The 23,955-nt window shown below is 71.4% G+C and carries 22 protein-coding genes; 16 read left to right on the top strand and 6 right to left on the bottom strand.

From position 1 onward, the window contains the following. Window positions 1-59 precede the first annotated feature (59 nt). From msrB to ABZ449_RS06185, 4 genes are all read right to left on the bottom strand, one after another. A complete protein-coding gene (gene msrB, locus ABZ449_RS06200) occupies window positions 60-464 on the bottom strand; it encodes a peptide-methionine (R)-S-oxide reductase MsrB (protein ID WP_360340967.1) in 405 nt (134 codons plus the stop codon). 41 nt (window positions 465-505) lie between these two features. Continuing rightward, complete coding sequence (gene murC / locus ABZ449_RS06195; protein WP_360340964.1) at window positions 506-1,915, bottom strand: UDP-N-acetylmuramate--L-alanine ligase; 1,410 nt, start codon at window positions 1,913-1,915, stop codon at window positions 506-508. Between the two features lie 122 nt (window positions 1,916-2,037). Then, complete coding sequence (locus tag ABZ449_RS06190; RefSeq protein ID WP_360340961.1) at window positions 2,038-2,499, bottom strand: indole-3-glycerol phosphate synthase; 462 nt, start codon at window positions 2,497-2,499, stop codon at window positions 2,038-2,040. Between the two features lie 51 nt (window positions 2,500-2,550). Next, window positions 2,551-3,342, bottom strand: a complete 792-nt coding sequence (locus ABZ449_RS06185) for a pyrimidine reductase family protein (RefSeq protein ID WP_360340958.1) — start codon at window positions 3,340-3,342, stop codon at window positions 2,551-2,553. A 197-nt stretch (window positions 3,343-3,539) separates the two neighbouring features. On the opposite strand from ABZ449_RS06185, the gene zapE reads away from it, so the two are divergent. The 5 genes from zapE to ABZ449_RS06160 all read left to right on the top strand — a co-directional run bounded on the left by zapE (window position 3,540) and on the right by ABZ449_RS06160 (window position 8,950). Next, window positions 3,540-4,586, top strand: coding sequence for a cell division protein ZapE (zapE, locus tag ABZ449_RS06180; protein WP_360341189.1), 1,047 nt, complete (start codon window positions 3,540-3,542; stop codon window positions 4,584-4,586). A gap of 56 nt (window positions 4,587-4,642) precedes the next feature. Further along, window positions 4,643-4,768: a hypothetical protein gene (locus ABZ449_RS06175; protein ID WP_360340955.1), complete on the top strand. Its 126-nt coding sequence runs from the start codon at window positions 4,643-4,645 to the stop codon at window positions 4,766-4,768. A 44-nt stretch (window positions 4,769-4,812) separates the two neighbouring features. After that, window positions 4,813-6,903: an excinuclease ABC subunit UvrB gene (gene uvrB / locus ABZ449_RS06170; RefSeq protein WP_360340952.1), complete on the top strand. Its 2,091-nt coding sequence runs from the start codon at window positions 4,813-4,815 to the stop codon at window positions 6,901-6,903. Between the two features lie 288 nt (window positions 6,904-7,191). Further along, window positions 7,192-7,770, top strand: coding sequence for a TerD family protein (locus ABZ449_RS06165; RefSeq protein WP_360340949.1), 579 nt, complete (start codon window positions 7,192-7,194; stop codon window positions 7,768-7,770). Window positions 7,771-7,969: 199 nt separating this feature from the next. Next, window positions 7,970-8,950, top strand: coding sequence for a TerC family protein (locus tag ABZ449_RS06160; protein WP_360340946.1), 981 nt, complete (start codon window positions 7,970-7,972; stop codon window positions 8,948-8,950). A gap of 104 nt (window positions 8,951-9,054) precedes the next feature. Here the strand turns inward: ABZ449_RS06160 and ABZ449_RS06155 are convergent, their stop codons facing one another. Both ABZ449_RS06155 and ABZ449_RS06150 read right to left on the bottom strand, forming a co-directional pair. Beyond that, window positions 9,055-9,708: an MBL fold metallo-hydrolase gene (locus ABZ449_RS06155; RefSeq protein ID WP_360340943.1), complete on the bottom strand. Its 654-nt coding sequence runs from the start codon at window positions 9,706-9,708 to the stop codon at window positions 9,055-9,057. Between the two features lie 45 nt (window positions 9,709-9,753). Beyond that, the gene (locus ABZ449_RS06150; protein WP_360340940.1) at window positions 9,754-10,482 is read right to left on the bottom strand and encodes a maleylpyruvate isomerase family mycothiol-dependent enzyme; all 729 of its coding nucleotides are present in this window, start codon (window positions 10,480-10,482) and stop codon (window positions 9,754-9,756) included. 268 nt (window positions 10,483-10,750) lie between these two features. Between ABZ449_RS06150 and uvrA the strand changes: the two genes are divergently transcribed. The 11 genes from uvrA to ABZ449_RS06095 all read left to right on the top strand — a co-directional run bounded on the left by uvrA (window position 10,751) and on the right by ABZ449_RS06095 (window position 23,856). Next, the gene (uvrA, locus tag ABZ449_RS06145) at window positions 10,751-13,663 is read left to right on the top strand and encodes an excinuclease ABC subunit UvrA (RefSeq protein ID WP_360340937.1); all 2,913 of its coding nucleotides are present in this window, start codon (window positions 10,751-10,753) and stop codon (window positions 13,661-13,663) included. A gap of 123 nt (window positions 13,664-13,786) precedes the next feature. Further along, window positions 13,787-14,224 (top strand): Rieske (2Fe-2S) protein, encoded by a 438-nt coding sequence (locus ABZ449_RS06140; RefSeq protein ID WP_360340934.1) that lies wholly within the window; start codon window positions 13,787-13,789, stop codon window positions 14,222-14,224. Window positions 14,225-14,308: 84 nt separating this feature from the next. Further along, the gene (uvrC, locus tag ABZ449_RS06135; RefSeq protein ID WP_360340931.1) at window positions 14,309-16,381 is read left to right on the top strand and encodes an excinuclease ABC subunit UvrC; all 2,073 of its coding nucleotides are present in this window, start codon (window positions 14,309-14,311) and stop codon (window positions 16,379-16,381) included. Window positions 16,382-16,499: 118 nt separating this feature from the next. Further along, window positions 16,500-17,384 (top strand): RNase adapter RapZ, encoded by an 885-nt coding sequence (rapZ, locus tag ABZ449_RS06130; protein ID WP_360340928.1) that lies wholly within the window; start codon window positions 16,500-16,502, stop codon window positions 17,382-17,384. A 190-nt stretch (window positions 17,385-17,574) separates the two neighbouring features. Beyond that, window positions 17,575-18,546: a uridine diphosphate-N-acetylglucosamine-binding protein YvcK gene (gene yvcK / locus ABZ449_RS06125; protein WP_360341186.1), complete on the top strand. Its 972-nt coding sequence runs from the start codon at window positions 17,575-17,577 to the stop codon at window positions 18,544-18,546. Beyond that, window positions 18,537-19,517, top strand: a complete 981-nt coding sequence (gene whiA / locus ABZ449_RS06120) for a DNA-binding protein WhiA (protein WP_360340925.1) — start codon at window positions 18,537-18,539, stop codon at window positions 19,515-19,517. Before yvcK ends, whiA begins: the two co-directional genes overlap by 10 nt. Before the next feature lie 357 nt (window positions 19,518-19,874). Then, on the top strand, window positions 19,875-20,882 hold the full coding sequence (gene gap / locus ABZ449_RS06115; RefSeq protein WP_355255227.1) for a type I glyceraldehyde-3-phosphate dehydrogenase: 1,008 nt from the start codon (window positions 19,875-19,877) through the stop codon (window positions 20,880-20,882). Window positions 20,883-21,035: 153 nt separating this feature from the next. Then, window positions 21,036-22,247: a phosphoglycerate kinase gene (locus tag ABZ449_RS06110; protein WP_360340922.1), complete on the top strand. Its 1,212-nt coding sequence runs from the start codon at window positions 21,036-21,038 to the stop codon at window positions 22,245-22,247. A gap of 6 nt (window positions 22,248-22,253) precedes the next feature. Further along, complete coding sequence (gene tpiA, locus ABZ449_RS06105; protein ID WP_360340919.1) at window positions 22,254-23,039, top strand: triose-phosphate isomerase; 786 nt, start codon at window positions 22,254-22,256, stop codon at window positions 23,037-23,039. Window positions 23,040-23,126: 87 nt separating this feature from the next. Next, window positions 23,127-23,363, top strand: a complete 237-nt coding sequence (gene secG / locus ABZ449_RS06100) for a preprotein translocase subunit SecG (protein WP_359817184.1) — start codon at window positions 23,127-23,129, stop codon at window positions 23,361-23,363. A gap of 157 nt (window positions 23,364-23,520) precedes the next feature. Next, the gene (locus ABZ449_RS06095; protein ID WP_188300552.1) at window positions 23,521-23,856 is read left to right on the top strand and encodes an RNA polymerase-binding protein RbpA; all 336 of its coding nucleotides are present in this window, start codon (window positions 23,521-23,523) and stop codon (window positions 23,854-23,856) included. Window positions 23,857-23,955: the final 99 nt, after the last annotated feature.

The following is a 23,955-nucleotide window of genomic DNA, read 5'->3' as shown; positions in this document are numbered from 1 at the left end:
CGCCCGGACAGCACACGGGCCCGGACACTGCGGGGTGCCCGGGCCCGTCGCCGTTCGTCCTACTCGGCCGGCTTCAGCGTCAGCGAGACGCTGTTGATGCAGTACCGCTGGTCCGTCGGCGTGCCGTAGCCCTCGCCCTCGAAGACGTGCCCCAGGTGCCCGCCGCAGCGGGCGCAGCGCACCTCGACCCGGCGCATCCCCAGCGAGGTGTCCTCGATGTACTGGACCCGGTCCCCGGCCAGCGGCGCGTAGTAGGACGGCCAGCCGCAGTGGCTGTCGAACTTGGTCTCGGAGCTGAACAGTTCGGCCCCGCAGGCCCGGCAGCCGTAGACGCCGACCGTCTTGGTGTCGGTGTACTCACCGGTGAACGGGCGCTCGGTGCCCGCCTCGCGGAGCACGTGGTACTCCTCGGGGCTGAGCTGGGCGCGCCACTCGGCCTCGGTCTTATCGATCTCGTAGCTCATCTCACGGCTCCCGGTCGCGGCGTACGTCGGACGGACGTGGGTCAGACGTTGGATGCAACGTTCGCGAGGTGCGTGAGGATTTCCGGACCGAGGTTGGTGACGTCTCCGGCCCCCATGGTGAGCAGCAGGTCGCCCGGGCGGGCGAGGCCGGCCAGCAGGGCGGGGGCGGCGGCGAAGGAGTGCTCGGCGGTGACCTCGGCGCCGGCCCGGCGGGCGGCGTCGACGATCAGCTCGCTGGTCACGCCGGGGATCGGGTCCTCGCGGGCCGGGTAGATGTCCAGCACCACCGAGGCGTCGGCCAGCGCCAGGGCGCGGCCCATCTCCTCGGAGAGCTGCTGGGTGCGGCTGAACAGGTGCGGCTGGAAGACCACCAGCACCCGGCCCCCGCCGGTCAGGCCCTCGCGGATCGCCTCCAGGTCGGCGGTCATCTCGGTGGGGTGGTGGGCGTAGGAGTCGATCACCTGGACTCCGGCGGCCTCGCCCTTGAGCTGGAGGCGGCGGCGCACGCCGGTGTAGGCGCCGAGCGCCTTGGCCAGGTCGGCGGCCGGGACGCCCAGCGCGACGCCGGCGGCCAGCGCGGCCACCGCGTTGTGGGCGTAGTGCCGGCCGGGCACCGAGACGGTGAAGGACAGCTCGGCGCCGTCCAGCAGCACGGTGACCTCGCTGGTCATGCCGTGGGCGACCACCGACAGCACCCGCAGGTCGGCGTCCTCGGCGGAGCCGACCGTCACCACGTTCAGGCCCTCGCGGCCGGCCACCCGGGAGGTGAGCTCGCGGGCGCCGTCGTGGTCGGCCGAGACCACCAGGGTGCCGCCGGGGACGATCCGGCCGACGAAGGTCTCGAAGGACTCGTAGATCTCCTCGATCGAGGCGTAGTTGGCGTGGTGGTCCAGCTCCACGTTGAGCACGATCGCCACCTCCGGCGCGTACTTGTGGAAGCTGCGGTCGCTCTCGTCCGCCTCGGCGACGAAGATCTCGCCGGTGCCGTGGTGGGCGTTGGAGCCGGGCGCGTCGAGGTCGCCGCCGATCGCGTAGGACGGGTCCAGGCCCAGTTCGCCGAGGGCGACGGCGAGCATGCTGGTGGTGGTGGTCTTGCCGTGGGTGCCGGCCACCGCCAGCGCCCGGCGGCCGCCCATCAGCGCGGCCAGCGCGTCGGAGCGGTGCACCACCGGGATGCCGCGCTCGTGGGCCGCGACCAGCTCCGGGTTGTCGGCGCGGATCGCGCTGGAGACGACCACGCTGCTGGTGCCGTCCGGCACGTGCTCGGCGGCGTGGCCGACGTGCACGGTGGCGCCGAGGGCGCGCAGTGCGAGAACGGTCTCGGACTCCCTGGAGTCGCTGCCGGAGACGCTGGCCCCGCGCACGGCGAGGATCTTCGCCAGGCCGGACATCCCGGCGCCGCCGATGCCGATGAAGTGCGGGGCGTGCAGGTCGTGCGCGGCGTCGTTCAAGGCGTGGCTCCGTACGGGCGGGGGCAGACAGGGCGGGCGGGCGGAACGGGAGGACGGAACCGTCCTCGCGGGCGGACCGCAAGGACGATTCTGCACCACCGGCGCGCCGGGCCAGGAGTCGCTCAGGAGTCGCTGGCGAACAGCCTGAGTACCGGGACCCCGACCTGGTGCCGGGCCCGGGAGGCCCAGTCGCGGTGGAAGAACTCCTCCACGAAGTGCGGGGAGGTGAGCACCACCACCTCGTCGGCCCGCTGCTCCTCGACGACCGTGCGCAGCCGCTCCAGCGGCTTCTCCTCGACCAGCTCGCCCACCGCCTCGGCCCCGGCCGAGCGCAGGTGGCGCAGGCTGTGCTCCAGCGACTCGGTGGCCACGGTCGGTTCGGTCTCGGACTCGTCGTGCTCGTGGACCACCTTGTCGAGGTGGCCGAGGGCGACGTCGTCGAGCGCCCGCAGCAGTTCGTCCTGCTTGCCGCGCGGCTGCATCAGGACGACGAAGGACACCTTCTCCTCGCCGTGGAGCGTGGTGACGAGTTCCACGTCCGCGTCGGAGAGAGCCTTTTCGATCATCAGTACCGTCTTGAACACGTGAGTCCCTTCCAGTGGCCGGCCCCCGGGCCCCGGCATCGCATAACGGGATCACGATCGGGGGGTCACGGGGTCATCCGAACCCAGGTGACGCAGGTAACGAGTGAAGAGGAATCCTTTCTGCTCGATCAATGAGACCAGCTGCATCCGCTGGACGTCCGGCATTCGGGCATCGTGCAGGATGCGCGGCGCGTCGCCCCCGGTGAGCAGCGGGGCCAGCGACAGGCACAGCTCGTCCAGCAGGCCGGCCTCCGCGAGCTGCCCCAGCAGGCGCGGGCCGCCCTCGGTCAGCTGCCGGGTCCAGCCCCGCTCGGCCAGGGCCGCCAGGCCCGTCCGCAGGTCCACCGAACCGGTGCCGGCGAGGACCAGGTCGGCCACCTCGGCGACCGCCCGGCGGCGCTCCGCGGAGGCGTCCTCGGTGGTGATCACCACCGTCCTGACCAGCGGTTCGGTGAACAGCGGCGCGGTCAGGTCCAGCTGCAGCGAGCGACTCACCACGGCGATCGCCGGGGCGGACGCCTGGCCCGCCGCCGCCCGGGCCGCCGCGAACTCCGCGCGCGCCCGGGCCGGCCGGTAGCCCTCGGCGCGGACCGTCTCCGCGCCCACCACTACCACGTCCGACAGGGCCCGCAGCACCCCGAAGATCCGCTTGTCCGCGTCGCCGGAGAGGCCCTCGGAGAGCCCGTCCAGCCTGGCCCCGCCGTCCAGGCCGGACACCATGTTGGCGCGCAGCCAGGGGCGGCCCTGATTCACCTGTTCGGGGTACGCGTAGACGGCGGCGAGCGATTCCAGCGCGGCCGGATCGGCGAGCCGCCCGCTCAGCGGGCTGATCAACTGTTGCATGCCCTCAGTCTTCCACCGCGGGCCGTGGGGCGTCCGGGGCGGCGGGCCGTGCCCTCCGGAGCGGCGGCGGGCCGTCCCGTTCGGGGTCGTGGGTCGTGTCCCGTCCGGGGCCGTGGGTCGTTCGGACGGCGTACGGGGCAGGCGTACCCTCTACTGATGTGCCCGCAGCCTCCCACTCCGCCACCGCGACCGAGCCGATAGCCGCCGCACCCGTGTCCGGCTCCCCGATCGCGCTCACCGACCGCCGTCCCGTCGTGCCCGCCGAGCGGCTGGTCGCCGAGATGGTCCCGCCGCCCCGGTTCGCCGACGTGAGCTTCGGGACGTACATCCCGGACCCGACCCAGCCGAGCCAGTACGAGGCCGTCCAGGTCCTGGAGCAGTTCGCGGCCACCCTCGCCGGAGGAAACGGTTCGGCACCCAAGCGCAGCTGGTTCCGCCGCTCCGCCCCCGCGCCCACCGGCCCGGCCGGGGTCTACCTCGACGGCGGCTACGGCGTCGGCAAGACCCACCTGCTCGCCTCGCTCTGGCACGCCGCCCCCGGCCCCAAGGCCTTCGGCACCTTCGTCGAGCTGACCAACCTGGTCGGCGCGCTCGGCTTCCAGCAGGCCGTGCGGACCCTCTCCGGGCACACGCTGCTCTGCATCGACGAGTTCGAGCTGGACGACCCGGGCGACACCGTGCTGGTCTCCACCCTGCTCGGCCGGCTGGTCGACAACGGCGTGAAGCTCTGCGCCACCTCGAACACCCTGCCGGAGAAGCTCGGCGAGGGCCGCTTCGCCGCCGCCGACTTCCTGCGCGAGATCCAGGGCCTGTCCGCGCACTTCCGCCCGATGCGGATCGACGGCCAGGACTACCGCCACCGCGGCCTGCCGGACGCCCCGCCGCCGTACTCCGACGAGGCCGTCGGCGCCGTCGCGGCCCGCACGCCCGGCGCCTCGCTGGACGACTTCGACGCCCTGCTCACCCACCTCTCCGCCGTCCACCCCAGCCGCTACGGCGCGCTGCTGGACGACGTCACCGCGGTGTGCCTGCGCGGCGTCGAGCAGGTCGACGACCAGTCCACCGCGCTGCGCCTGGTCGTCCTCGCCGACCGCATGTACGACCGCGAGCTCCCGATCACCGCCTCCGGTCTCCCCTTCGACCGGGTCTTCCCCGAGGAGATGCTCCGCGGCGGCTACCGCAAGAAGTACCTGCGCGCCATCTCCCGCCTGGTCGCCCTCGCCCGGGACAGCGCCAAGGCCTGACCCGTGACCTTCCCCCCGGTCGGCAGTTGTTCCCACGGCCGACCGGGGAGGGAATCGTGACCGGTGACGAGTGCCGGGCGGCCGGGCGCGCCGCCGACCGCCTCACCGCGGCCTTCGGCTCCGTCGTGCGGATCGATCCCGCCCGGGAGCGGGCCATGAGCTTCGAGGCCCACGCCGCCTGATCGAACCGGACCCGCTTGTCAGTGGTGGGTCGTACCGTTGAGTGGTGCGTCCCATCACGAGTATTGAGCGGTCCGTGGCGCCCTTCGAGGTCGTCAGTCCCTTCCAGCCGAACGGTGACCAGCCGGCGGCGATCGCCGAGCTGGAGCGGCGGATCAGGGGAGGGGAGAAGGACGTCGTGCTGCTCGGTGCCACCGGTACCGGCAAGTCGGCCACCACGGCCTGGATGATCGAGAAGCTGCAGCGGCCCACCCTGGTGATGGCTCCGAACAAGACGCTGGCCGCGCAGCTGGCCAACGAGTTCCGCGAGCTGCTGCCGAACAACGCGGTCGAGTACTTCGTCTCGTACTACGACTACTACCAGCCGGAGGCCTACGTCCCGCAGACGGACACCTACATCGAGAAGGACTCCTCGATCAACGAGGAGGTCGAGCGGCTGCGCCACTCGGCGACCAACTCGCTGCTCACCCGCCGGGACGTGGTCGTGGTCGCCTCGGTCTCCTGCATCTACGGCCTCGGCACCCCGCAGGAGTACGTGGACCGGATGGTGCGGCTCAAGATCGGTCAGGAGATCGACCGGGACGACCTGCTGCGCCGCTTCGTCGACATCCAGTACGCCCGCAACGACGTGGCCTTCACCCGCGGCACCTTCCGGGTCCGCGGCGACACCATCGAGATCTTCCCGGTGTACGAGGAGCTCGCCGTCCGGATCGAGATGTTCGGCGACGAGATCGAGGCGCTGTACACCCTGCACCCGCTCACCGGCGAGATCATCAGCCAGGACGACTCCGTCCACGTCTTCCCCGCCTCGCACTACGTGGCCGGCCCCGAGCGCATGGAGCGCGCGATCACCGGCATCGAGAAGGAGCTGGAGGGGACGCTCGCCCGGCTGGAGAAGCAGGGCAAGCTGCTGGAGGCCCAGCGGCTGCGGATGCGCACCACCTACGACATCGAGATGCTGCGCCAGATCGGCACCTGCTCGGGCGTCGAGAACTACTCGATGCACTTCGACGGCCGCGAGCCCGGCTCCCCGCCGAACACCCTGCTCGACTACTTCCCGGAGGACTTCCTCCTGGTCATCGACGAGTCGCACGTCACCGTGCCGCAGATCGGCGCGATGTACGAGGGCGACGCCTCGCGCAAGCGCACCCTGGTCGAGCACGGCTTCCGGCTGCCCTCCGCGATGGACAACCGCCCGCTGAAGTGGGAGGAGTTCCTGGAGCGCATCGGGCAGACCGTCTACCTGTCGGCGACGCCCGGCCCGTACGAGCTGTCGCGCGGCGACGGCCAGGTCGAGCAGATCATCCGCCCGACCGGCCTGATCGACCCCGAGGTGATCGTCAAGCCGACCGAGGGCCAGATCGACGACCTGGTGCACGAGGTCCGCAAGCGGGTCGAGCGGGACGAGCGGGTCCTGGTCACCACGCTGACCAAGAAGATGGCCGAGGACCTCACCGACTACATGCTCGGCCTGGACATCCGGGTCCGGTACCTGCACAGCGACGTGGACACGCTGCGCCGGGTGGAGCTGCTGCGCGAGCTGCGGGCGGGCCGGTTCGACGTGCTGGTCGGCATCAACCTGCTGCGCGAGGGCCTGGACCTGCCCGAGGTGTCGCTGGTGGCGATCCTGGACGCGGACAAGGAGGGCTTCCTGCGCTCCGGCACCTCGCTGATCCAGACGATCGGCCGCGCCGCCCGTAACGTCTCCGGCCAGGTCCACATGTACGCGGACAGGATCACTCCCGCGATGGACAGGGCCATCGACGAGACCAACCGGCGCCGGGCCGTGCAGCAGGCCTACAACAAGGAGCACGGGATCGACCCGCAGCCGCTGCGCAAGAAGATCGGCGACATCCTGGACACCCTCGCCCGCGAGGACGTGGACACCGACGAGCTGCTCTCCACCGGCTACCGCAACCAGGGCAAGGGCAAGGCCCCGGTGCCGTCGCTGGGCGCGGAGCGCAAGCCGGGCAAGTCCCTGCCGGCCGCCGAACTGGCGGACCTGATCCAGGAGATGACCGACCGGATGCACAAGGCCGCCGCCGACCTCCAGTTCGAGGTCGCGGCCCGGCTGCGGGACGAGGTCAAGGAGCTGAAGAAGGAACTGCGGCAGATGCGCGAGGCCGGCGTGGCGTAGGCGCACCGGAGGGGCACGGCGGAGGGGCGTGCCGGAGGGGGCGCCCGCGCGGTGGCCGGGCTTGGCCGGAATGGCACCGGTCAAGCCCACCGGTGTCTCAGCCTTGCCACAAACGGGGAAACCCGAGGGAGGCCGGGGTGCCGCAGGCCCTAGGCTGGCCTGCGGCATCGTGCCCTCGGACGGGGTTGCGGGCCGTACGCAGAGGGGGCCTCAGCCGGGGGACGGCGACGGGGTGTTCCACCGTGGAGCCGCGCGCATGCGAGCGCGGCCGGCAGAGAGGACAACGTCGTGTCGGTGAACCTGGCCAAGGGGCAGCGGGTCAGCCTCCAGAAGGAGCAGGGCGCCGCCCTGACCGTGGTCCGGATGGGCCTCGGCTGGCGGGCCGCCCCCAAGCGCGGGCTGTTCGGCAGCCGTTCCCGGAAGATCGACCTGGACGCCTCGGCGCTGCTGTACGCCGAGCGGACCCCGTCCGACGTGGTGTTCTTCTCGCACCTGGAGAGCAACGACGGCTCCGTGCGGCACACCGGCGACAACCTGGAGGGCGGCTCCGGGGCCGAGGACGACGAGGCGATCCTGGTCGACCTGGTGCACGTGCCCGTGAACATCACCCAGGTGGTGTTCACGGTGAGCTCGTACACCGGGCAGACCTTCGCCGAGGTGCAGCGGGCGCACTGCCGGCTGGTGGACGAGACGACCGGGCTGGAGTTGGCCCGCTACGAGCTGGCGGGCGGCGGTCCGCACACCGGGCAGATCATGGCCAAGGTGGTCCGGGACGGCAACGGCGGCTGGGAGATGCAGGCGATCGGCGCGCCGGCCAAGGGGCGCACCTTCCAGGACCTGCTGCCGGCGATCGACCCGTACCTCTGAATCCCTGACTGCCCTTTACCTTCTTTACCTTTCCTTGTCTCCCCTGTTACCCTCGTTGGCAGCGGAGGGGAGTATTCCTCGACAGCCGACCCCGTCATCACGGATGCCCGTCGCGGCATCCCGGGGCGCTGGCCCGATGGGCGGAAGAGACCTCCGGCAGTGACGATGACTGTCTCGCCTACCTGCCGGAGGAGCAGTAGTGGACGTTTCCGTAACCATGTGGATCACCACGATCGGTGTGCTGATCGCACTGATCGTGGCGGACTTCTTCATCGGAGGGCGCAAGCCGCACGAGGTCTCGATCAAGGAGGCCGGGATCTGGACGGCCGTCTGGGTCGCCCTGGCGGTGCTCTTCGGTGGCTTCCTCTGGTGGCACTCCGGAGGGGAGCCGGCGGGCGAGTTCTTCGCCGGCTACATCACCGAGAAGTCGCTCAGTGTCGACAACCTCTTCGTGTTCATCCTGATCATGGGCAAGTTCGCGGTGCCCAGGATCTACCAGCAGCGCGTGCTGATGTTCGGTGTGATCATCGCGCTGGTGCTCCGGGCGGTGTTCATCGCCGGCGGCGCCGCGCTGGTCGCCGAGTTCTCCTGGGTGTTCTTCATCTTCGGCGGCTTCCTGATCTGGACGGCCTGGAAGCTGATCAAGGAGGCCCGCGCCGAGGAGGAGGGCGAGGAGGAGTTCGAGGAGAACCGCGTCCTCAAGTCGATCACCCGCCGTTTCCCGGCCACCGAGGACTACCGCGGCACCAGGCTGTTCGTCCGGGAGAACGGCCGCCGGCTGATCACCCCGATGCTGATCGTCATGCTGGCGATCGGCACCACCGACGTGCTGTTCGCCCTGGACTCGATCCCGGCCATCTTCGGCCTGACCCAGGACCCGTACATCGTCTTCACCGCCAACGCCTTCGCCCTGATGGGGCTGCGCCAGCTGTACTTCCTGATCGGCGGCCTGCTGAAGAAGCTGGTCCACCTGTCGTACGGCCTGTCGGTGATCCTCGGCTTCATCGGCGTGAAGCTGGTGCTGCACGCCGCGCACGAGGCGGGCGCGACGTGGGCCCCGGAGATCGGCATCCCGTTCTCGCTGGGCTTCATCGTGGTGGTCCTGGCGATCACCACCTTCACCAGCCTGCGGGCCTCGAAGAAGGCCGAGCACGCCGAGCCCGAGAAGCTCGACGCCTGATCGGACGCCGGTCCGGCGGAGCCCGCTCGGGGCACCGCCGCGGCACCGCCGAGGCCCCCGTGACCGCTTCCGGTCGCGGGGGCCTCGGCCGTTGGGACGGGGGCCTACCAGCCCCGCTCACGCCACTCGTCGAGGTGCGGGCGCTCGGCCCCGAGGGTGGTGTCGTTGCCGTGGCCCGGGTAGACCCAGGCCTCGTCGGGGAGGACGTCGAAGATCTTCTCGGTGACGTCGCGGTAGAGCGTCCTGAAGGCCTCCGGGTCGCCCCAGGTGTTCCCGACGCCGCCGGGGAAGAGGCAGTCGCCGGTGAACACGTGCGGGTGGCCCTGGGGGTCGTCGTAGATCAGCACGATCGCGCCGGGGGTGTGGCCGACCAGGTGCCGGACGGTGAGCTCGACCTCGCCGACCCGCAGCTTGGCGCCGTCCGCGAGCAGCAGCTCGGTGGGGACGTCGATGCCCTCGGCGTCGTGCTCGCCGGCGGCCGTCCGGGCGCCGGTGGTGGCGACCACCTCGGCCAGCGCGCCCCAGTGGTCGTGGTGCCGGTGGGTGGTGACCACCGTCTCGAGGTCGTCCCCGACGGTCTCCAGCAGCACCGGTCCGTCGGCGGCCGCGTCGATCAGGAGCTGCTCGTCGGTGGCCCGGCAGCGCAGCAGGTAGGCGTTGTTGTCGTACGGGCCGACGGCCACCTTGGTGATGATCAGGTGGGCCAGCTCCCGCACGTCCGGCGCTCCGCCGACCTTGACCGCTCCGTGGTACGTCATCCGTTCGCTCCCTCTCCAGTGGCTCCTGGGATCATCCTCGCGCCGTCAGCCCATGGGGGGAAGCCGGGGGAGGTCCGTGCCGGGGGCGTGGCGCAGGCCGTCGCCGGCGGAGCGGCCGGCGAGCCAGGCGGTCAGCGCGCGGACCGGGCCCTCGACGGTCAGGGCCGGGGTGCCGCTGCCGATCGCGGCGCGGTCCCCGGTGTCCTCGGCGACCAGCTCCACGGCGGGCAGGTCGGCCGCCCCGGCCAGGTTCGAGGCGAGCTTGCGGAACTGGGCGACGGCGAGGGACTCGGGCCAGTCCCCGGGGGCGTAGCCGGCGGCCAGGTCGACGTGGTGGTACTCCAGCTCCAGCAGGCGCTTGTGCGGGATGTCCGAGGCGGGGAAGACGTAGCCGGAGCGGTGCTTGACGGACGCCGCCCAGGCCTCGGGGTCCATCAGTGCGGCGGCCTCGGCGAAGCGGGCGTGGGAGTCGCGCAGGTCGGCGAGCTGGACGTCCAGCGGGCGCGGCGCGTCGCGCTCGATGTCCCGGTCGCGGGCGTCGTCGCCGGCGTACTGCGGGATGTCGGTGCCGGTGCGGGCGCCGGTCAGCAGGTTGACCAGGGAGTCGGCGTTGCGGGCGAGGTGGGCCAGCACGTGGCCGCGGGTCCAGCCGGGGAGGGCGGACGGTTCGCCGACGGCGTCGGGCTTCAGCTCGGCGACGGTGCTCAGCACGCGCCGGGTGCTCTCCTCGACCTGGCTCAGCCAGGAGGCGGCGGCGGACTGCGGGTCGGTCATCGAATCTGCCTTCCGTACGGAACGGGGCGTTGCCCGGGGCGGGCTCCGCTCGTTGACCAGCCGACGCTACCGCCGAATCCGGGCGCTGATCAGGGGGTTTTTCGGTCCGGGTGCGGACGGCCCGGGAGGGGGCCCCACTCGTTCGGGTGATCCCCGCTGGACAGAGTCGATATTCGAACGTCTGAGCTATAGGCTGGCTGCCGCATCCTGGAAGAAGTACCGATACACACCGCAAGTCCTCTCGCCCCGGAGAAAGGCGCCAGAAGCAGTGGCCGACCGCCTCATCGTCCGCGGTGCTCGCGAGCACAACCTCAAGAACGTCTCGCTCGACCTGCCCCGCGACTCCCTCATCGTCTTCACGGGCCTCTCCGGCTCCGGCAAGTCCTCGCTCGCCTTCGACACGATCTTCGCCGAGGGCCAGCGCCGCTACGTCGAGTCGCTGTCCTCCTACGCCCGTCAGTTCCTCGGGCAGATGGACAAGCCCGACGTGGACTTCATCGAGGGCCTCTCCCCGGCCGTCTCGATCGACCAGAAGTCCACCAACCGCAACCCCCGTTCGACCGTCGGCACCATCACCGAGGTCTACGACTACCTGCGCCTGCTGTTCGCCCGGATCGGCAAGCCGCACTGTCCGCACTGCGGCCGCCCGATCGCCAAGCAGTCGCCGCAGGCGATCGTGGACAAGGTGCTGGAGCTCGCCGAGGGCACCCGTTTCCAGGTGCTGAGCCCGGTGGTGCGCGAGCGCAAGGGCGAGTTCGTCGACCTCTTCGCCGACCTCCAGTCCAAGGGCTACTCCCGCGCCCGGGTCGACGGCGAGACGATCCAGCTCGCCGAGCCGCCGAAGCTCAAGAAGCAGGAGAAGCACACCATCGAGGTGGTGATCGACCGCCTGACCGTCAAGGACAGCGCCAAGCGGCGGCTCACCGACTCGGTGGAGACGGCCCTGCGGCTGTCCGGCGGCATGGTCGTGCTCGACTTCGTCGACCTCCCCGAGGACGACCCGGAGCGCGAGCGGATGTACTCCGAGCACCTCTACTGCCCGTACGACGACGTGTCGTTCGAGGAGCTGGAGCCGCGCTCGTTCTCCTTCAACTCGCCGTTCGGCGCCTGCCCGGACTGCTCGGGCCTGGGCAACCGGATGGAGGTCGACCCGGAGCTGGTCGTGCCGGACGTCGAGCGCTCGCTGGACGAGGGCGCGATCCACCCGTGGTCGGCCGGGCACGCCAAGGAGTACTTCCAGCGCCTGATCGACGCGCTGGCCGAGGAGCTCGGCTTCCGCACCGACATCCCCTGGGCCGGGCTGCCCGCGCGGGCCAAGAAGGCGCTGCTGTACGGGCACAAGCACCAGGTGCAGGTCCGCTACCGCAACCGCTTCGGCCGGGAGCGCTCGTACAGCACCGGCTTCGAGGGCGCGATCCCGTTCATCCAGCGCCGGCACACCGAGGCGGAGAGCGACAGCAGCCGCGAGCGCTTCGAGGGCTACATGCGCGAGGTGCCCTGCCCGACGTGCCAGGGCACCCGGCTCAAGCCGGTGGTGCTGGCGGTCACCGTCGAGGGCAGGTCGATCGCCGACGTCTCCTCGATGTCGATCAGCGACTGCTCCGAGTTCCTGGGCGCGATGAAGCTCAACGCCCGGGACAAGCAGATCGCCGAGCGGGTCCTCAAGGAGGTCAACGAGCGGCTGCGCTTCCTGGTCGACGTCGGCCTGGACTACCTCTCGCTCGACCGCGCGGCCGGCACCCTGTCCGGCGGCGAGGCCCAGCGCATCCGGCTGGCCACCCAGATCGGCTCCGGCCTGGTCGGCGTGCTGTACGTGCTGGACGAGCCGTCCATCGGCCTGCACCAGCGGGACAACCACCGGCTGATCGAGACGCTGGTGCGGCTGCGCGACATCGGCAACACCCTGATCGTCGTCGAGCACGACGAGGACACCATCAAGACCGCGGACTGGGTGGTCGACATCGGCCCGGGCGCCGGCGAGCACGGCGGCAAGGTGGTGCACTCCGGCTCGCTGAAGCAGCTGCTCACCAACAAGGAGTCGCTGACCGGCCAGTACCTCTCCGGCAAGCGGTCCATCCCGATCCCGGACACCCGCCGCGAGCGGGACCGCAAGCGCCAGCTGACCGTCCACGGCGCCCGCGAGCACAACCTCAAGGACGTCACGGTCGGCTTCCCGCTGGGCACCTTCACCGCGATCACCGGCGTCTCCGGCTCCGGCAAGTCCACGCTGGTCAACGACATCCTCTACACCCACCTCGCGCGGGAGCTGAACGGCGCCCGCAGCGTGCCCGGCCGGCACACCCGGATCACCGGCACCGACCAGGTGGACAAGGTGGTGCACGTCGACCAGTCGCCGATCGGCCGCACCCCGCGCTCCAACCCGGCCACCTACACCGGGGTGTTCGACCACGTCCGCCGGCTCTTCGCGGAGACGCAGGAGGCCAAGGTCCGCGGCTACCTGCCGGGCCGGTTCTCCTTCAACGTCAAGGGCGGCCGCTGCGAGAACTGCTCGGGCGACGGCACCATCAAGATCGAGATGAACTTCCTGCCGGACGTCTACGTGCCGTGCGAGGTCTGCCACGGCGCCCGGTACAACCGGGAGACGCTGGAGGTCCACTACAAGGGCAAGTCCATCGCCGAGGTGCTGGACATGCCGATCGAGGAGGCCCTGGCCTTCTTCGAGGCCGTCCCGGCGATCGCCCGGCACCTGCGCACGCTCAACGACGTCGGCCTCGGCTACGTCCGGCTCGGCCAGTCCGCGCCCACCCTGTCCGGCGGTGAGGCGCAGCGCGTCAAGCTCGCCTCGGAGCTCCAGAAGCGCTCCACCGGGCGGACGGTCTACGTGCTGGACGAGCCCACCACCGGCCTGCACTTCGAGGACATCAGCAAGCTGATCAAGGTGCTCAGCGGGCTGGTGGACAAGGGCAACACGGTGATCGTCATCGAGCACAACCTCGACGTGATCAAGACCGCCGACTGGATCGTCGACATGGGCCCCGAAGGCGGCTCCGGCGGCGGCACGGTGGTCGCCGAGGGCACCCCGGAGCAGATCGCCGCCGTCCCGGAGAGCCACACCGGCAAGTTCCTGCGGGACATCCTGCCGGCCGGCTTCGCGGACGCCCCGGCGGCCGCCCCGGCGAAGAAGGCGCCGCGCAAGCGCGCGGCCGCCGCGAAGAAGTAGCCCCGTCCGCCCACCCCGCCGCTCCCCGCCGCCCGCACCGTCCGGGCGGCCCGGGAGCGGCGGGGTGGCGCGGCATAGACTTCCGTGGTCCCTCGCCGCAGCAGCAACCGTAGGAGCACACCGATGTCCGAGGCCTCCGAGACCACCCCCGCCGCCTCCCGCCGAACCCTGCTCTGCGGGGCCGCGGCCGTCCTGGCGGCGGGCGGCACCGTGGCGGTCACCGGATGCAGCAGCTCCTCCTCCTCCGACCACGGCGCCCCCAAGGGCCCGGTCGACCTCGGCCCGGCCTCGGCCGTGCCGGAGGGCGGCGGCAAGGTCTACCGCGAGCAGAAGATCGTGGTGACCCAGCCCACCGCCGGCCAGTACAAGGCGTTCAACGCCCGGTGCACCCACGCCGGCTGCCTCGTGGACCAGGTGAAGAACAACCAGATCCAGTGCCCCTGCCACGGCAGCCGCTTCGCCATCACCGACGGCGCCGTGCAGGACGGACCGGCCCCCTCCCCGCTGCCCGCCTACACCGTCACGGTCGAGGGCGGCAACCTCAAGGTGACCCCGAGCTGACCCAGTTGAGCGCCTCCCGACCGCCACGGTCCTCCCTGACGATCTCCGCCCCGCGGCCCCGGCCCCACTCGGTACGGTGGACCCATGGCTGACCCGAGCACCTACCGCCCCGCGCCCGGTGCGATCCCGACCTCCCCCGGGGTCTACCGGTTCCGCGACGCCCACGGCCGGGTCATCTACGTCGGCAAGGCCAAGAGCCTGCGGCCGCGCCTGTCCTCGTACTTCCAGGACCTGGCCGGCCTCCACCCGCGCACCGCGACCATGGTCACCACCGCCGCCTCGGTGGAGTGGACGGTGGTCGGCACCGAGGTCGAGGCGCTCCAGCTGGAGTACTCCTGGATCAAGGAGTTCGACCCGCGGTTCAACGTCAAGTACCGCGACGACAAGAGCTATCCGGAACTCGCCGTCACCCTCGACGAGGAGTACCCGCGGGTCCAGGTGATGCGCGGGGCGCACAAGAAGGGCGTGCGCTACTTCGGCCCGTACGGGCACGCCTGGGCGATCCGCGAGACGGTCGACCTGCTGCTGCGCGTCTTCCCCGTCCGCACCTGCTCCAACGGCGTCTTCAAGCGCGCCCGCCAGGTCGGCCGGCCCTGCCTGCTCGGCTACATCGGCAAGTGCGCCGCGCCCTGCGTCGGCAGGGTCACCGCGGACGAACACCGCGCGCTGGCCGAGGACTTCTGCGACTTCATGGCCGGGCGCACCGGCAACTACCTGCGCCGGCTGGAAGACCAGATGCAGGAGGCCGCCGCCGAGCTGGAGTACGAGAAGGCGGCCCGGCTGCGGGACGACATCGGTGCCCTCAAGCGCGCGATGGAGAAGAACGCCGTCGTGCTCGCCGACGCCACCGACGCCGACCTGCTGGCCGTCGCCGAGGACGAGCTCGAAGCCGCCGTGCAGATCTTCCACGTCCGCGGCGGCCGGGTGCGCGGGCAGCGCGGCTGGGTCACCGACAAGGTCGAGGACGTCGACACCGCCGGCCTGGTCGAGCACGCCCTCCAGCAGCTCTACGGCGGCGGCGAGTCCGTCCCGCGCGAGGTGCTCGTCCCCGCCCTGCCCGACCCGGTGGAGCCGGTCCGCGAGTGGCTGGGCGGCCTGCGCGGCAGCCAGGTCGACCTGCGCATCCCCCAGCGCGGCGACAAGAAGGACCTGATGGCCACCGTGCAGCGCAACGCCCAGCAGGCGCTCGCGCTGCACAAGACCAAGCGCGCCTCCGACCTCACCACCCGCAGCCGCGCCCTCCAGGAGATCGCCGACGCGCTGGAACTGGACTCCGTCCCGCTGCGCATCGAGTGCTACGACATCTCCCACCTCCAGGGCGAGGACGTGGTCGCCTCCATGGTCGTCTTCGAGGACGGCCTGGCCCGCAAGAGCGAGTACCGGCGCTTCCAGATCAAGGGCTTCGAGGGCCAGGACGACGTCCGCTCGATGCACGAGGTGATCGGCCGGCGCTTCCGCCGCTACCTCCAGGAGCGCGAGCAGACCGGCGAGTGGGCCGTCCCGGAGTCCGAGGACGACCAGCCCGAGGAGGGCCCGCGCACCGAGGAGGGCCCGCGCACCGAGGACGGACCGCGCACCGAGGAGGGCCGCCCCAGGCGCTTCGCCTACCCGCCCCAGCTGCTGGTCGTCGACGGCGGGCAGCCACAGGTCGCCGCCGCCAAGCGCGCCCTGGACGAGCTCGGCATCGACGACGTCGCGCTGTGCGGCCTGGCCAAGCGACTGGAGGAGGTCTGGCTGCCCGGCGAGGACGACCCGGTGGTGCTGCCCCGCTCCAGCGAGGGCCTCTACCTGCTCCAGCGGGTCCGCGACGAGGCGCACCGCTTCGCGATCAGCTATCAGCGCAACAAGCGTTCCAAGCGACTCACCGCCGGGGAACTGGACTCCGTCCCGGGCCTCGGCGAGACTCGCCGCCGGGCGCTGCTCAAGCACTTCGGCTCGCTGAAGAAGCTCCGGGCCGCCACCGTGGACGAGCTCTGCGAGGTACCCGGCATCGGACGCCGCACCGCGCAGACTGTTGCGGAGGCGTTGTCGTCCCGTACACCCGCCGCACCCGCGGTCAACACCGCGACCGGCGAGATCATCGAGGACGGGGCCGAGCAGGCCGCCGAGCCGGTGACCGCAGCACCCCAGACCGCACCATCCCAGGAGACGCCATGACGGCCGACGCCGCCCGTCAGCCGGTGCGCCCCGGCCCCGCCCGCCTGCCCGGGCCGGGGAAGAGCGGGCGAGCCGTACGCGTTCTCCCCAGCAGAAAGACCGAGAGCGGGGAACCGAAGTGACCGTGTCAGACGTGGCCGAGAACGCGCCGGAGCTGGTGATCATCTCCGGGATGTCCGGAGCCGGCCGCTCCACCGCGGCCAAGTGCCTGGAGGACCTCGGCTGGTTCGTGGTGGACAACCTGCCGCCCGCCCTGATCCCGACCATGGTCGACCTGGGCGCGCGCTCCCAGGGCAACGTCGCCCGGATCGGCGTGGTCGTGGACGTCCGCGGCCGGCAGTTCTTCGACGACCTGCTCACCTCGCTGGACGAGCTGGAGAAGCGCGGAGTCCGGCTCCGGGTCGTCTTCCTGGACTCCTCCGACGAGGCGCTGGTGCGCCGCTTCGAGAGCGTCCGCCGCCCGCACCCGCTGCAGGCCGACGGCCGGATCGTGGACGGCATCGCCCAGGAGCGCGACCTGCTGCGCGACCTGCGCGGCGAGGCCGACCTGGTGATCGACACCTCCAACCTCAACGTGCACCAGCTGCGCGCCAAGCTGGACGCCCAGTTCGCCGACCACGACGAGCCCGAGCTGCGCGCCACCGTGATGTCCTTCGGCTTCAAGTACGGCCTGCCGGTCGACGCCGACCTCGTGGTGGACTGCCGCTTCCTGCCCAACCCGCACTGGGTGCCCGAACTGCGGGCCCGCACCGGCACCGACGCGGACGTCGCCGACTACGTCTTCCAGCAGCCCGGAGCCAACGAGTTCCTGGACGGTTACGCCCAGCTGCTGCGCATCGTCACCGAGGGATACCGGCGCGAGGGGAAGCGCTACATGACGCTTGCCGTAGGCTGCACCGGTGGCAAGCACCGCAGCGTCGCCATGTCCGAGCGTCTGACCAAGCGTCTCATCGCCGACGGAGTCGAGACGGTGCTCGTCCACCGTGACATGGGACGGGAGTAACCGCCGCCTCCCTGCCGGGCCCGCCGGCGGAGCGGTCGGCGGGCCGAGGAACACGAGGTGATGTGTGGCGGGATACGTGCCCGGGCGACAGCCGCAGAGCAGGACCGGTGACCGGGCGGGAAGCCCGGCCCGGCCCCCGGCGCCGGGCCGTCCGCGCAGCAGTCCCTCCCGCGCCAACCCGGCCCCCAGGATCGCCGCGCTCGGCGGCGGGCAGGGCCTGTCCGCCTCGCTGTCCGCGCTGCGCCGGCTCACCACCGACCTCACCGCGGTGGTCACCGTCGCCGACGACGGCGGCTCCAGCGGCCGGCTGCGCGAGGAGCTGGGCGTGCTGCCCCCGGGCGACCTGCGCAAGGCGCTGGCCGCGCTGTGCGGGGACGACGACTGGGGCCGCACCTGGTCCGAGGTGATCCAGCAGCGCTTCACCGGCAACGGCGAGCTCGGCGGCCACGCGGTGGGCAACCTGCTGATCGTCGCGCTCTGGGAGAAGCTGGGCGACCCGGTGGCGGCACTGGACTGGGTCGGCCGGCTGCTCAACGTGCAGGGCCGGGTGCTGCCGATGTCGGCGGTGCCGCTGGACATCGAGGCGACCGTCCGCGGCCACGACCCGCTGCGGCCCGGCGAGGTCACGGCCGTCCGCGGCCAGGCCGACGTCGCGGTGACCCCCGGCACCGTGCAGTCGATCCGGCTGCTGCCGGACGAGCCGCCCGCCGTCCCGGAGGCGGTCACCGCCGTCCGGGAGGCGGACTGGGTGGTGCTCGGCCCCGGTTCCTGGTTCACCAGCGTGCTGCCGCACCTGCTGGTGCCCGAGCTGGCCGCGGCGCTCACCGAGACCCGCGCCCGCCGCCTGCTCACCCTGAACCTGGCCCCCCAGCCCGGGGAGACCGAGGGCTTCACCCCGCAGCGCCACCTGGAGGTCATCGCCGACCACGCTCCGGGCCTCGCCGTGGATGCGATCCTGGTGGACGAGCGCGCCGTCACCGGCGGGGCCTTCGGCCAGGCCGACCTGGACGGACTGGAGAAGGCCGCCGAACGGATGGGCGCGGCTCTGGTGCTCGGCTCGGTGGCCCGCACCGACGGGACGCCGCGACACGACCCCGAGCTGTTGGCGGCAGCGTACGACCGGATTTTCCGGACACATGGAAGGATCGGGCCATGGCGATGACTCCAGCGGTGAAGGACGAGATCAGCCGGCTCCCGGTCACCCGGGCCTGCTGTCGCAAGGCGGAGGTGTCGGCGATCCTGCGGTTCGCGGGCGGGCTGCACATCGTGAGCGGCCGCATCGTGATCGAGGCGGAGCTGGACACCGGAGCGGCGGCACGGCGGCTGCGCAAGGACCTGCTGGAGATCTTCGGGCACTCCTCGGACCTCGTGGTGATGGCCCCCGGCGGACTGCGCCGCGGCAGCCGCTTCGTGGTCCGGGTGGTCAAGGACGGCGAGCTGCTCGCGCGCCAGACCGGGCTCGTGGACGGCCGCGGCCGCCCGATCCGTGGCCTGCCCCCGGCGGTCGTCTCCGGGGCGACCTGCGACGCCGAGGCGGCCTGGCGCGGGGCCTTCCTGGCGCACGGCTCGCTCACCGAGCCGGGCCGCTCCTCCTCGCTGGAGATCACCTGCCCCGGCTCCGAGGCCGCCCTGGCCCTGGTCGGCGCCGCCCGCCGGCTCGGCATCCCGGCCAAGGCCCGCGAGGTGCGCGGCGTGGACCGGGTGGTGATCCGCGACGGCGACGCGATCGGCGCCCTGCTGACCCGGCTCGGCGCGCACGAGTCGGTGCTGGCCTGGGAGGAGCGCCGGATGCGGCGCGAGGTGCGGGCCACCGCCAACCGGCTGGCCAACTTCGACGACGCCAACCTGCGTCGCTCGGCCCGGGCCGCGGTGGCGGCCGGTGCCCGGGTGGCCCGCGCGCTGGAGATCCTCGGCGACGAGGTGCCCGAGCACCTGGCCGCGGCCGGCCAGCTGCGGATGCAGCACAAGCAGGCCTCGCTGGAGGAGCTGGGCGCGCTCGCCGACCCGCCGCTGACCAAGGACGCGGTGGCCGGCCGGATCCGCCGCCTGCTGGCGATGGCCGACAAGCGCGCCTCCGAGCTCGGCCTGCCGAGCACCGAGGCCAGCCTCACCGACGAGATGGCGCTGAACTGATCTTCACGCTCCGTGACGGCGACACGGCCGGCGACCCGATCCGGGGCGCCGGCCGTCGGCGTTTCCGGGAGTTCTCGGCCCCCTTCAGGACCGCCCTCCGAACAGCTTCCGAGCGGCCCTCCCGGACCCGTCGGAACCCCCGAATTGGTAGAGACCACTGGCCCGGGACCAACTGCCCGCCGGAACAGGGCCGGACGGCCTGATATCGGGTTTCGACCGCGCCACGCCCAGTCTCACCAGGCGACGCGATGTGCCGTCCCAGGCCCCGGAGGGGTAGGGTCATAGGCGGTCGGGGACTTCCCAAATCTCACCCCCGCCGGGCCTCGCGCCCGGCGTACCTAACGAGGAGATCGGTTCGTGACGATCCGGGTAGGCATCAACGGCTTCGGCCGCATCGGCCGCAACTTCTTCCGCGCGGTCAAGGCTCAGGGCGCGGACATCGAGATCGTCGGTGTCAACGACCTCACCGACACGAAGACCCTGGCTCACCTGCTCAAGTACGACACCACGCTGGGTACCCTCCAGGCCGAGGTCTCGCACACCGAGGACAGCATCACCGTCGACGGCCACACCTTCAAGGTGACCGCCGAGCGTGACCCGGCCAACCTCCCGTGGGCCGCCCTGGGCGCCGACATCGTCGTCGAGTCCACCGGCATCTTCACCAAGGCCGAGGCCGCGAAGAAGCACCTCGCCGCCGGCGCGAAGAAGGTCATCATCTCGGCGCCCGCGACCGACGAGGACGTCACCATCGTCCTGGGCGTCAACGACGAGAAGTACGACGCGGCCAACCACCACGTCATCTCCAACGCCTCCTGCACCACCAACTGCGTGGCGCCGATGGCCAAGGTGCTGAACGAGGCGTTCGGCATCGTCAAGGGTCTGATGACCACCGTCCACGCGTTCACCAACGACCAGGTCACCCTGGACTTCCCGCACAAGGACCTGCGCCGTGCTCGTGCGGCGAGCCAGAACATCATCCCGACCTCGACCGGTGCCGCCAAGGCGACCGCCCTGGTCCTGCCGGAGCTGAAGGGCAAGCTGGACGGCACCTCGCTGCGCGTCCCGGTCCCGACCGGCTCCATCACGGACCTGGTCGTCACCCTGGAGCGCGAGGTCACCAAGGACGAGGTCAACGCGGCCTTCCAGAAGGCCGCCCAGGAGGGCCCGCTCAAGGGCATCCTGTCCTACACCGAGGACCCGATCGTGTCCTCGGACATCGTGAACGACCCGGCCTCCTGCATCTTCGACAGCCAGCTCACCATGGTCCAGGGCAACCAGGTCAAGGTGCTCGGCTGGTACGACAACGAGTGGGGCTACTCGAACCGCGTCGTCGACCTGGTCACCCTCGTCGGCGGACAGCTCTGACCTTGCGGGAGCTGACGTGATGTAGGGGCGAGGGCCCGGACGGCTACGGTGCCGACCGGGCCCTCGTTCCGCGCTCAAGGACTTCTCAGGCGGCCCCTGCGCCGTGCCGCCTCACTGCGCATCAACCATCTCCCCAGGAGAAACCGAATCCCCGTGAAGACCATCGAAGAGCTCATCGAAGCCGGTGTCGAAGGCAAGCGCGTCTTCGTGCGCGCCGACCTGAACGTGCCGCTGGACGGCACCACGATCACCGACGACGGCCGCATCCGCGCCGTCGCGCCGACCATCGCCAAGCTGGCCGCGGCCGGCGCGAAGGTCGTCGTCGCCTCGCACCTCGGCCGCCCCAAGGGCGCGCCGGACCCGAAGTTCTCGCTCGCCCCGGCGGCCGAGCGCCTCGGCGAGATCCTCGGCAAGAGCGTCGCCTTCGCCACCGACACCGTCGGCGAGAGCGCCGCGGCCGTGGTGGCCGGGCTGGCGAACGGCGAGGTCGCGCTGCTGGAGAACCTGCGCTTCAACGCCGGCGAGACCAGCAAGGACGACGCCGAGCGCAAGGCCTTCGCCGAGCAGCTGGCCGCGCTGGCCGACCTGTACGTGGGCGACGGCTTCGGCGCCGTGCACCGCAAGCACGCCTCGGTCTTCGACCTGCCGGCCCTGCTGCCGCACGCCGCCGGCGACCTGATCGCCACCGAGGTCGGCGTGCTGAAGAAGCTCACCGAGGACGTCGCCCGCCCGTACGTGGTGGTGCTCGGCGGTGCCAAGGTCTCCGACAAGCTCGGCGTGATCGACAACCTGCTGAAGAAGGCCGACAAGATCCTCATCGGCGGCGGCATGGCGTACACCTTCCTCAAGGCCAAGGGCCACGAGGTCGGCATCTCGCTGCTGCAGGAGGACCAGATCCCGGTCTGCCTGGCGTACCTGGCCGAGGCCGAGAAGCGCGGCGTCGAGTTCGTCCTGCCGGTGGACGTCCTGGTCTCCGCCGACTTCCCGGACCTCAAGACCAAGGCCCCGGCGAACCCGGAGCTCGTCGCCTCGGACGCCATCCCGGCCGACCAGGAGGGCCTGGACATCGGCCCGAAGACCCGCGAGCTGTACGCGGCCAAGCTGGCCGACGCGGGCACCGTGTTCTGGAACGGCCCGATGGGTGTCTTCGAGCACCCCGACTACGCGAACGGCACCAAGGCCGTCGCGCAGGGCCTGCTCGACAGCGACGCGTTCACCGTGGTCGGCGGCGGCGACTCCGCCGCGGCCGTCCGCATCCTGGGCTTCGACGAGAACGCCTTCGGACACATCTCGACCGGCGGCGGTGCCAGCCTCGAATACCTGGAGGGCAAGACCCTCCCCGGCCTCGCCGCTCTGGAGGACTGAAAACACATGACCGACCGTCTCCCGCTGATGGCGGGCAACTGGAAGATGAACCTCAACCACCTCGAGGCCATCCAGCACACCCAGAAGCTGGCCTTCGCGCTGGCCGACAAGGACTACGCGGCCGTCGAGGTCGCCGTCCTGGTGCCGTTCACCGACCTGCGCTCGGTGCAGACCCTGGTCGACGGCGACAAGCTGAAGATCAAGTACGGCTCGCAGGACATCTCGCAGCACGACGGCGGGGCCTACACCGGCGAGGTCTCCGGCCCGATGCTGGCCAAGCTCAAGTGCACCTACGCGGTGATCGGCCACTCCGAGCGCCGCCAGTACCACGGCGAGGACGAGGAGATCGTCAACGCCAAGGTGAAGGCCGCCTACCGCGCCGGGATCACCCCGATCCTGTGCGTCGGCGAGCCGCTGGAGATCCGCAAGGCCGGCACCCACGTCGAGCACACCCTGGCCCAGCTGGACGGCGGCCTGGCCGACGTCCCGGCCCACCAGGCCGAGTCGATCGTGGTCGCCTACGAGCCGGTCTGGGCGATCGGCACCGGCGAGGTGGCCACCCCGGAGGACGCCCAGGAGGTCTGCGCCGCCATCCGCGGGCGGATCGCCGAGCTGTACGACGCCGAGCTGGCCGGCAAGGTCCGGGTGCTGTACGGCGGTTCGGTGAAGTCGTCGAGCGCGGCCGGCCTGATGGCCAAGCCCGACATCGACGGCGGCCTGGTCGGCGGTGCCTCGCTGGACGCCGACGAGTTCGTCAAGATCGTGCGCTACCGTGAGCAGGCAGTAGGCTAACGCCGCCGCAGCAACGTAGGCTTTGGGGCCGGACCGCCGTACGCGGCCCGGCCCCTTCGCCGAAGATACGAGAGAGTTGGTCCCGTCGTGGTTCTCGGGTTCTCGATTGCCCTGATCATCTTCAGTCTGCTGATGATCCTGCTGGTGCTGCTGCACAAGGGGAAGGGCGGCGGTCTGTCCGACATGTTCGGCGGCGGCGCGATGTCCACCGGCGGCGGTTCGGCGGTGGCCGAGCGCAACCTGGACCGCATCACCATCGTGGTCGGCGTGGGATGGTTCGCCTCCATCATCGTCCTCGGCCTGCTGATGAAGACCTCGGTCTGACGTATCCCTGACGCCCCGTCGCCCGAGCGCCTATCCTGGGACGGTCGGGTGCGGAGGCGATGGTGGCGGATGCTTAACTCCTGCTTACACTAGGACGACTTTCGCCACCGACGCGCACCGCGGCGGGTCGGCGCACCAGTACGCAGGGAGTCAGACCGTGGCAAGTGGCAATGCCATCCGTGGCAGCAGGGTCGGGGCCGGCCCGATGGGCGAGGCGGAGCGCGGCGAGTCCGCCCCGCGCAACCGGATCTCCTTCTGGTGCGCGAACAAGCACGAGACCCGTCCCAGCTTCGCCGCCGAAGCGGCGATCCCGGAGACCTGGGACTGCCCGCGCTGCGGCTTCCCGGCGGGGCAGGACCAGCACAACCCGCCGGCCCCCTCGCGCAACGAGCCGTACAAGACCCACCTGGCCTACGTCCGCGAGCGGCGCACCGACGCCGACGGCGAGGCGATCCTGGCCGAGGCGCTGGCGAAGCTCCGCGGCGAGATCTGAGCCAGGCCGAACGGCCCGACGAAACGGTCCGAGCCGAACGGCCGGAGCGGAACAGCGACAGAACAGCACGAAGGGCGCCACCGTCGAGTGACGGTGGCG

This window comes from Kitasatospora sp. NPDC005856 (assembly GCF_040629945.1).
In the GTDB taxonomy this organism is placed as follows: Bacteria; Actinomycetota; Actinomycetes; order Streptomycetales; family Streptomycetaceae; genus Kitasatospora.
Note: the sequence above shows the minus strand (reverse complement) of the source record. Positions and strands in the feature narration are given on the sequence as shown.

Bases quoted from the DNA above. Each gene is read 5' to 3' on its own strand.
- msrB (WP_360340967.1), bottom strand. From the start codon at position 464: ATGAGCTACGAGATCGATAAGACCGAGGCCGAGTGGCGCGCCCAGCTC.
- ABZ449_RS06185 (WP_360340958.1), bottom strand. From the start codon at position 3,342: ATGCAACAGTTGATCAGCCCGCTGAGCGGGCGGCTCGCCGATCCGGCC.
- ABZ449_RS06155 (WP_360340943.1), bottom strand. From the start codon at position 9,708: ATGACGTACCACGGAGCGGTCAAGGTCGGCGGAGCGCCGGACGTGCGG.
- ABZ449_RS06150 (WP_360340940.1), bottom strand. From the start codon at position 10,482: ATGACCGACCCGCAGTCCGCCGCCGCCTCCTGGCTGAGCCAGGTCGAG.
- ABZ449_RS06140 (WP_360340934.1), top strand. From the start codon at position 13,787: ATGTCCGAGGCCTCCGAGACCACCCCCGCCGCCTCCCGCCGAACCCTG.
- uvrC (WP_360340931.1), top strand. From the start codon at position 14,309: ATGGCTGACCCGAGCACCTACCGCCCCGCGCCCGGTGCGATCCCGACC.
- whiA (WP_360340925.1), top strand. From the start codon at position 18,537: ATGGCGATGACTCCAGCGGTGAAGGACGAGATCAGCCGGCTCCCGGTC.
- tpiA (WP_360340919.1), top strand. From the start codon at position 22,254: ATGACCGACCGTCTCCCGCTGATGGCGGGCAACTGGAAGATGAACCTC.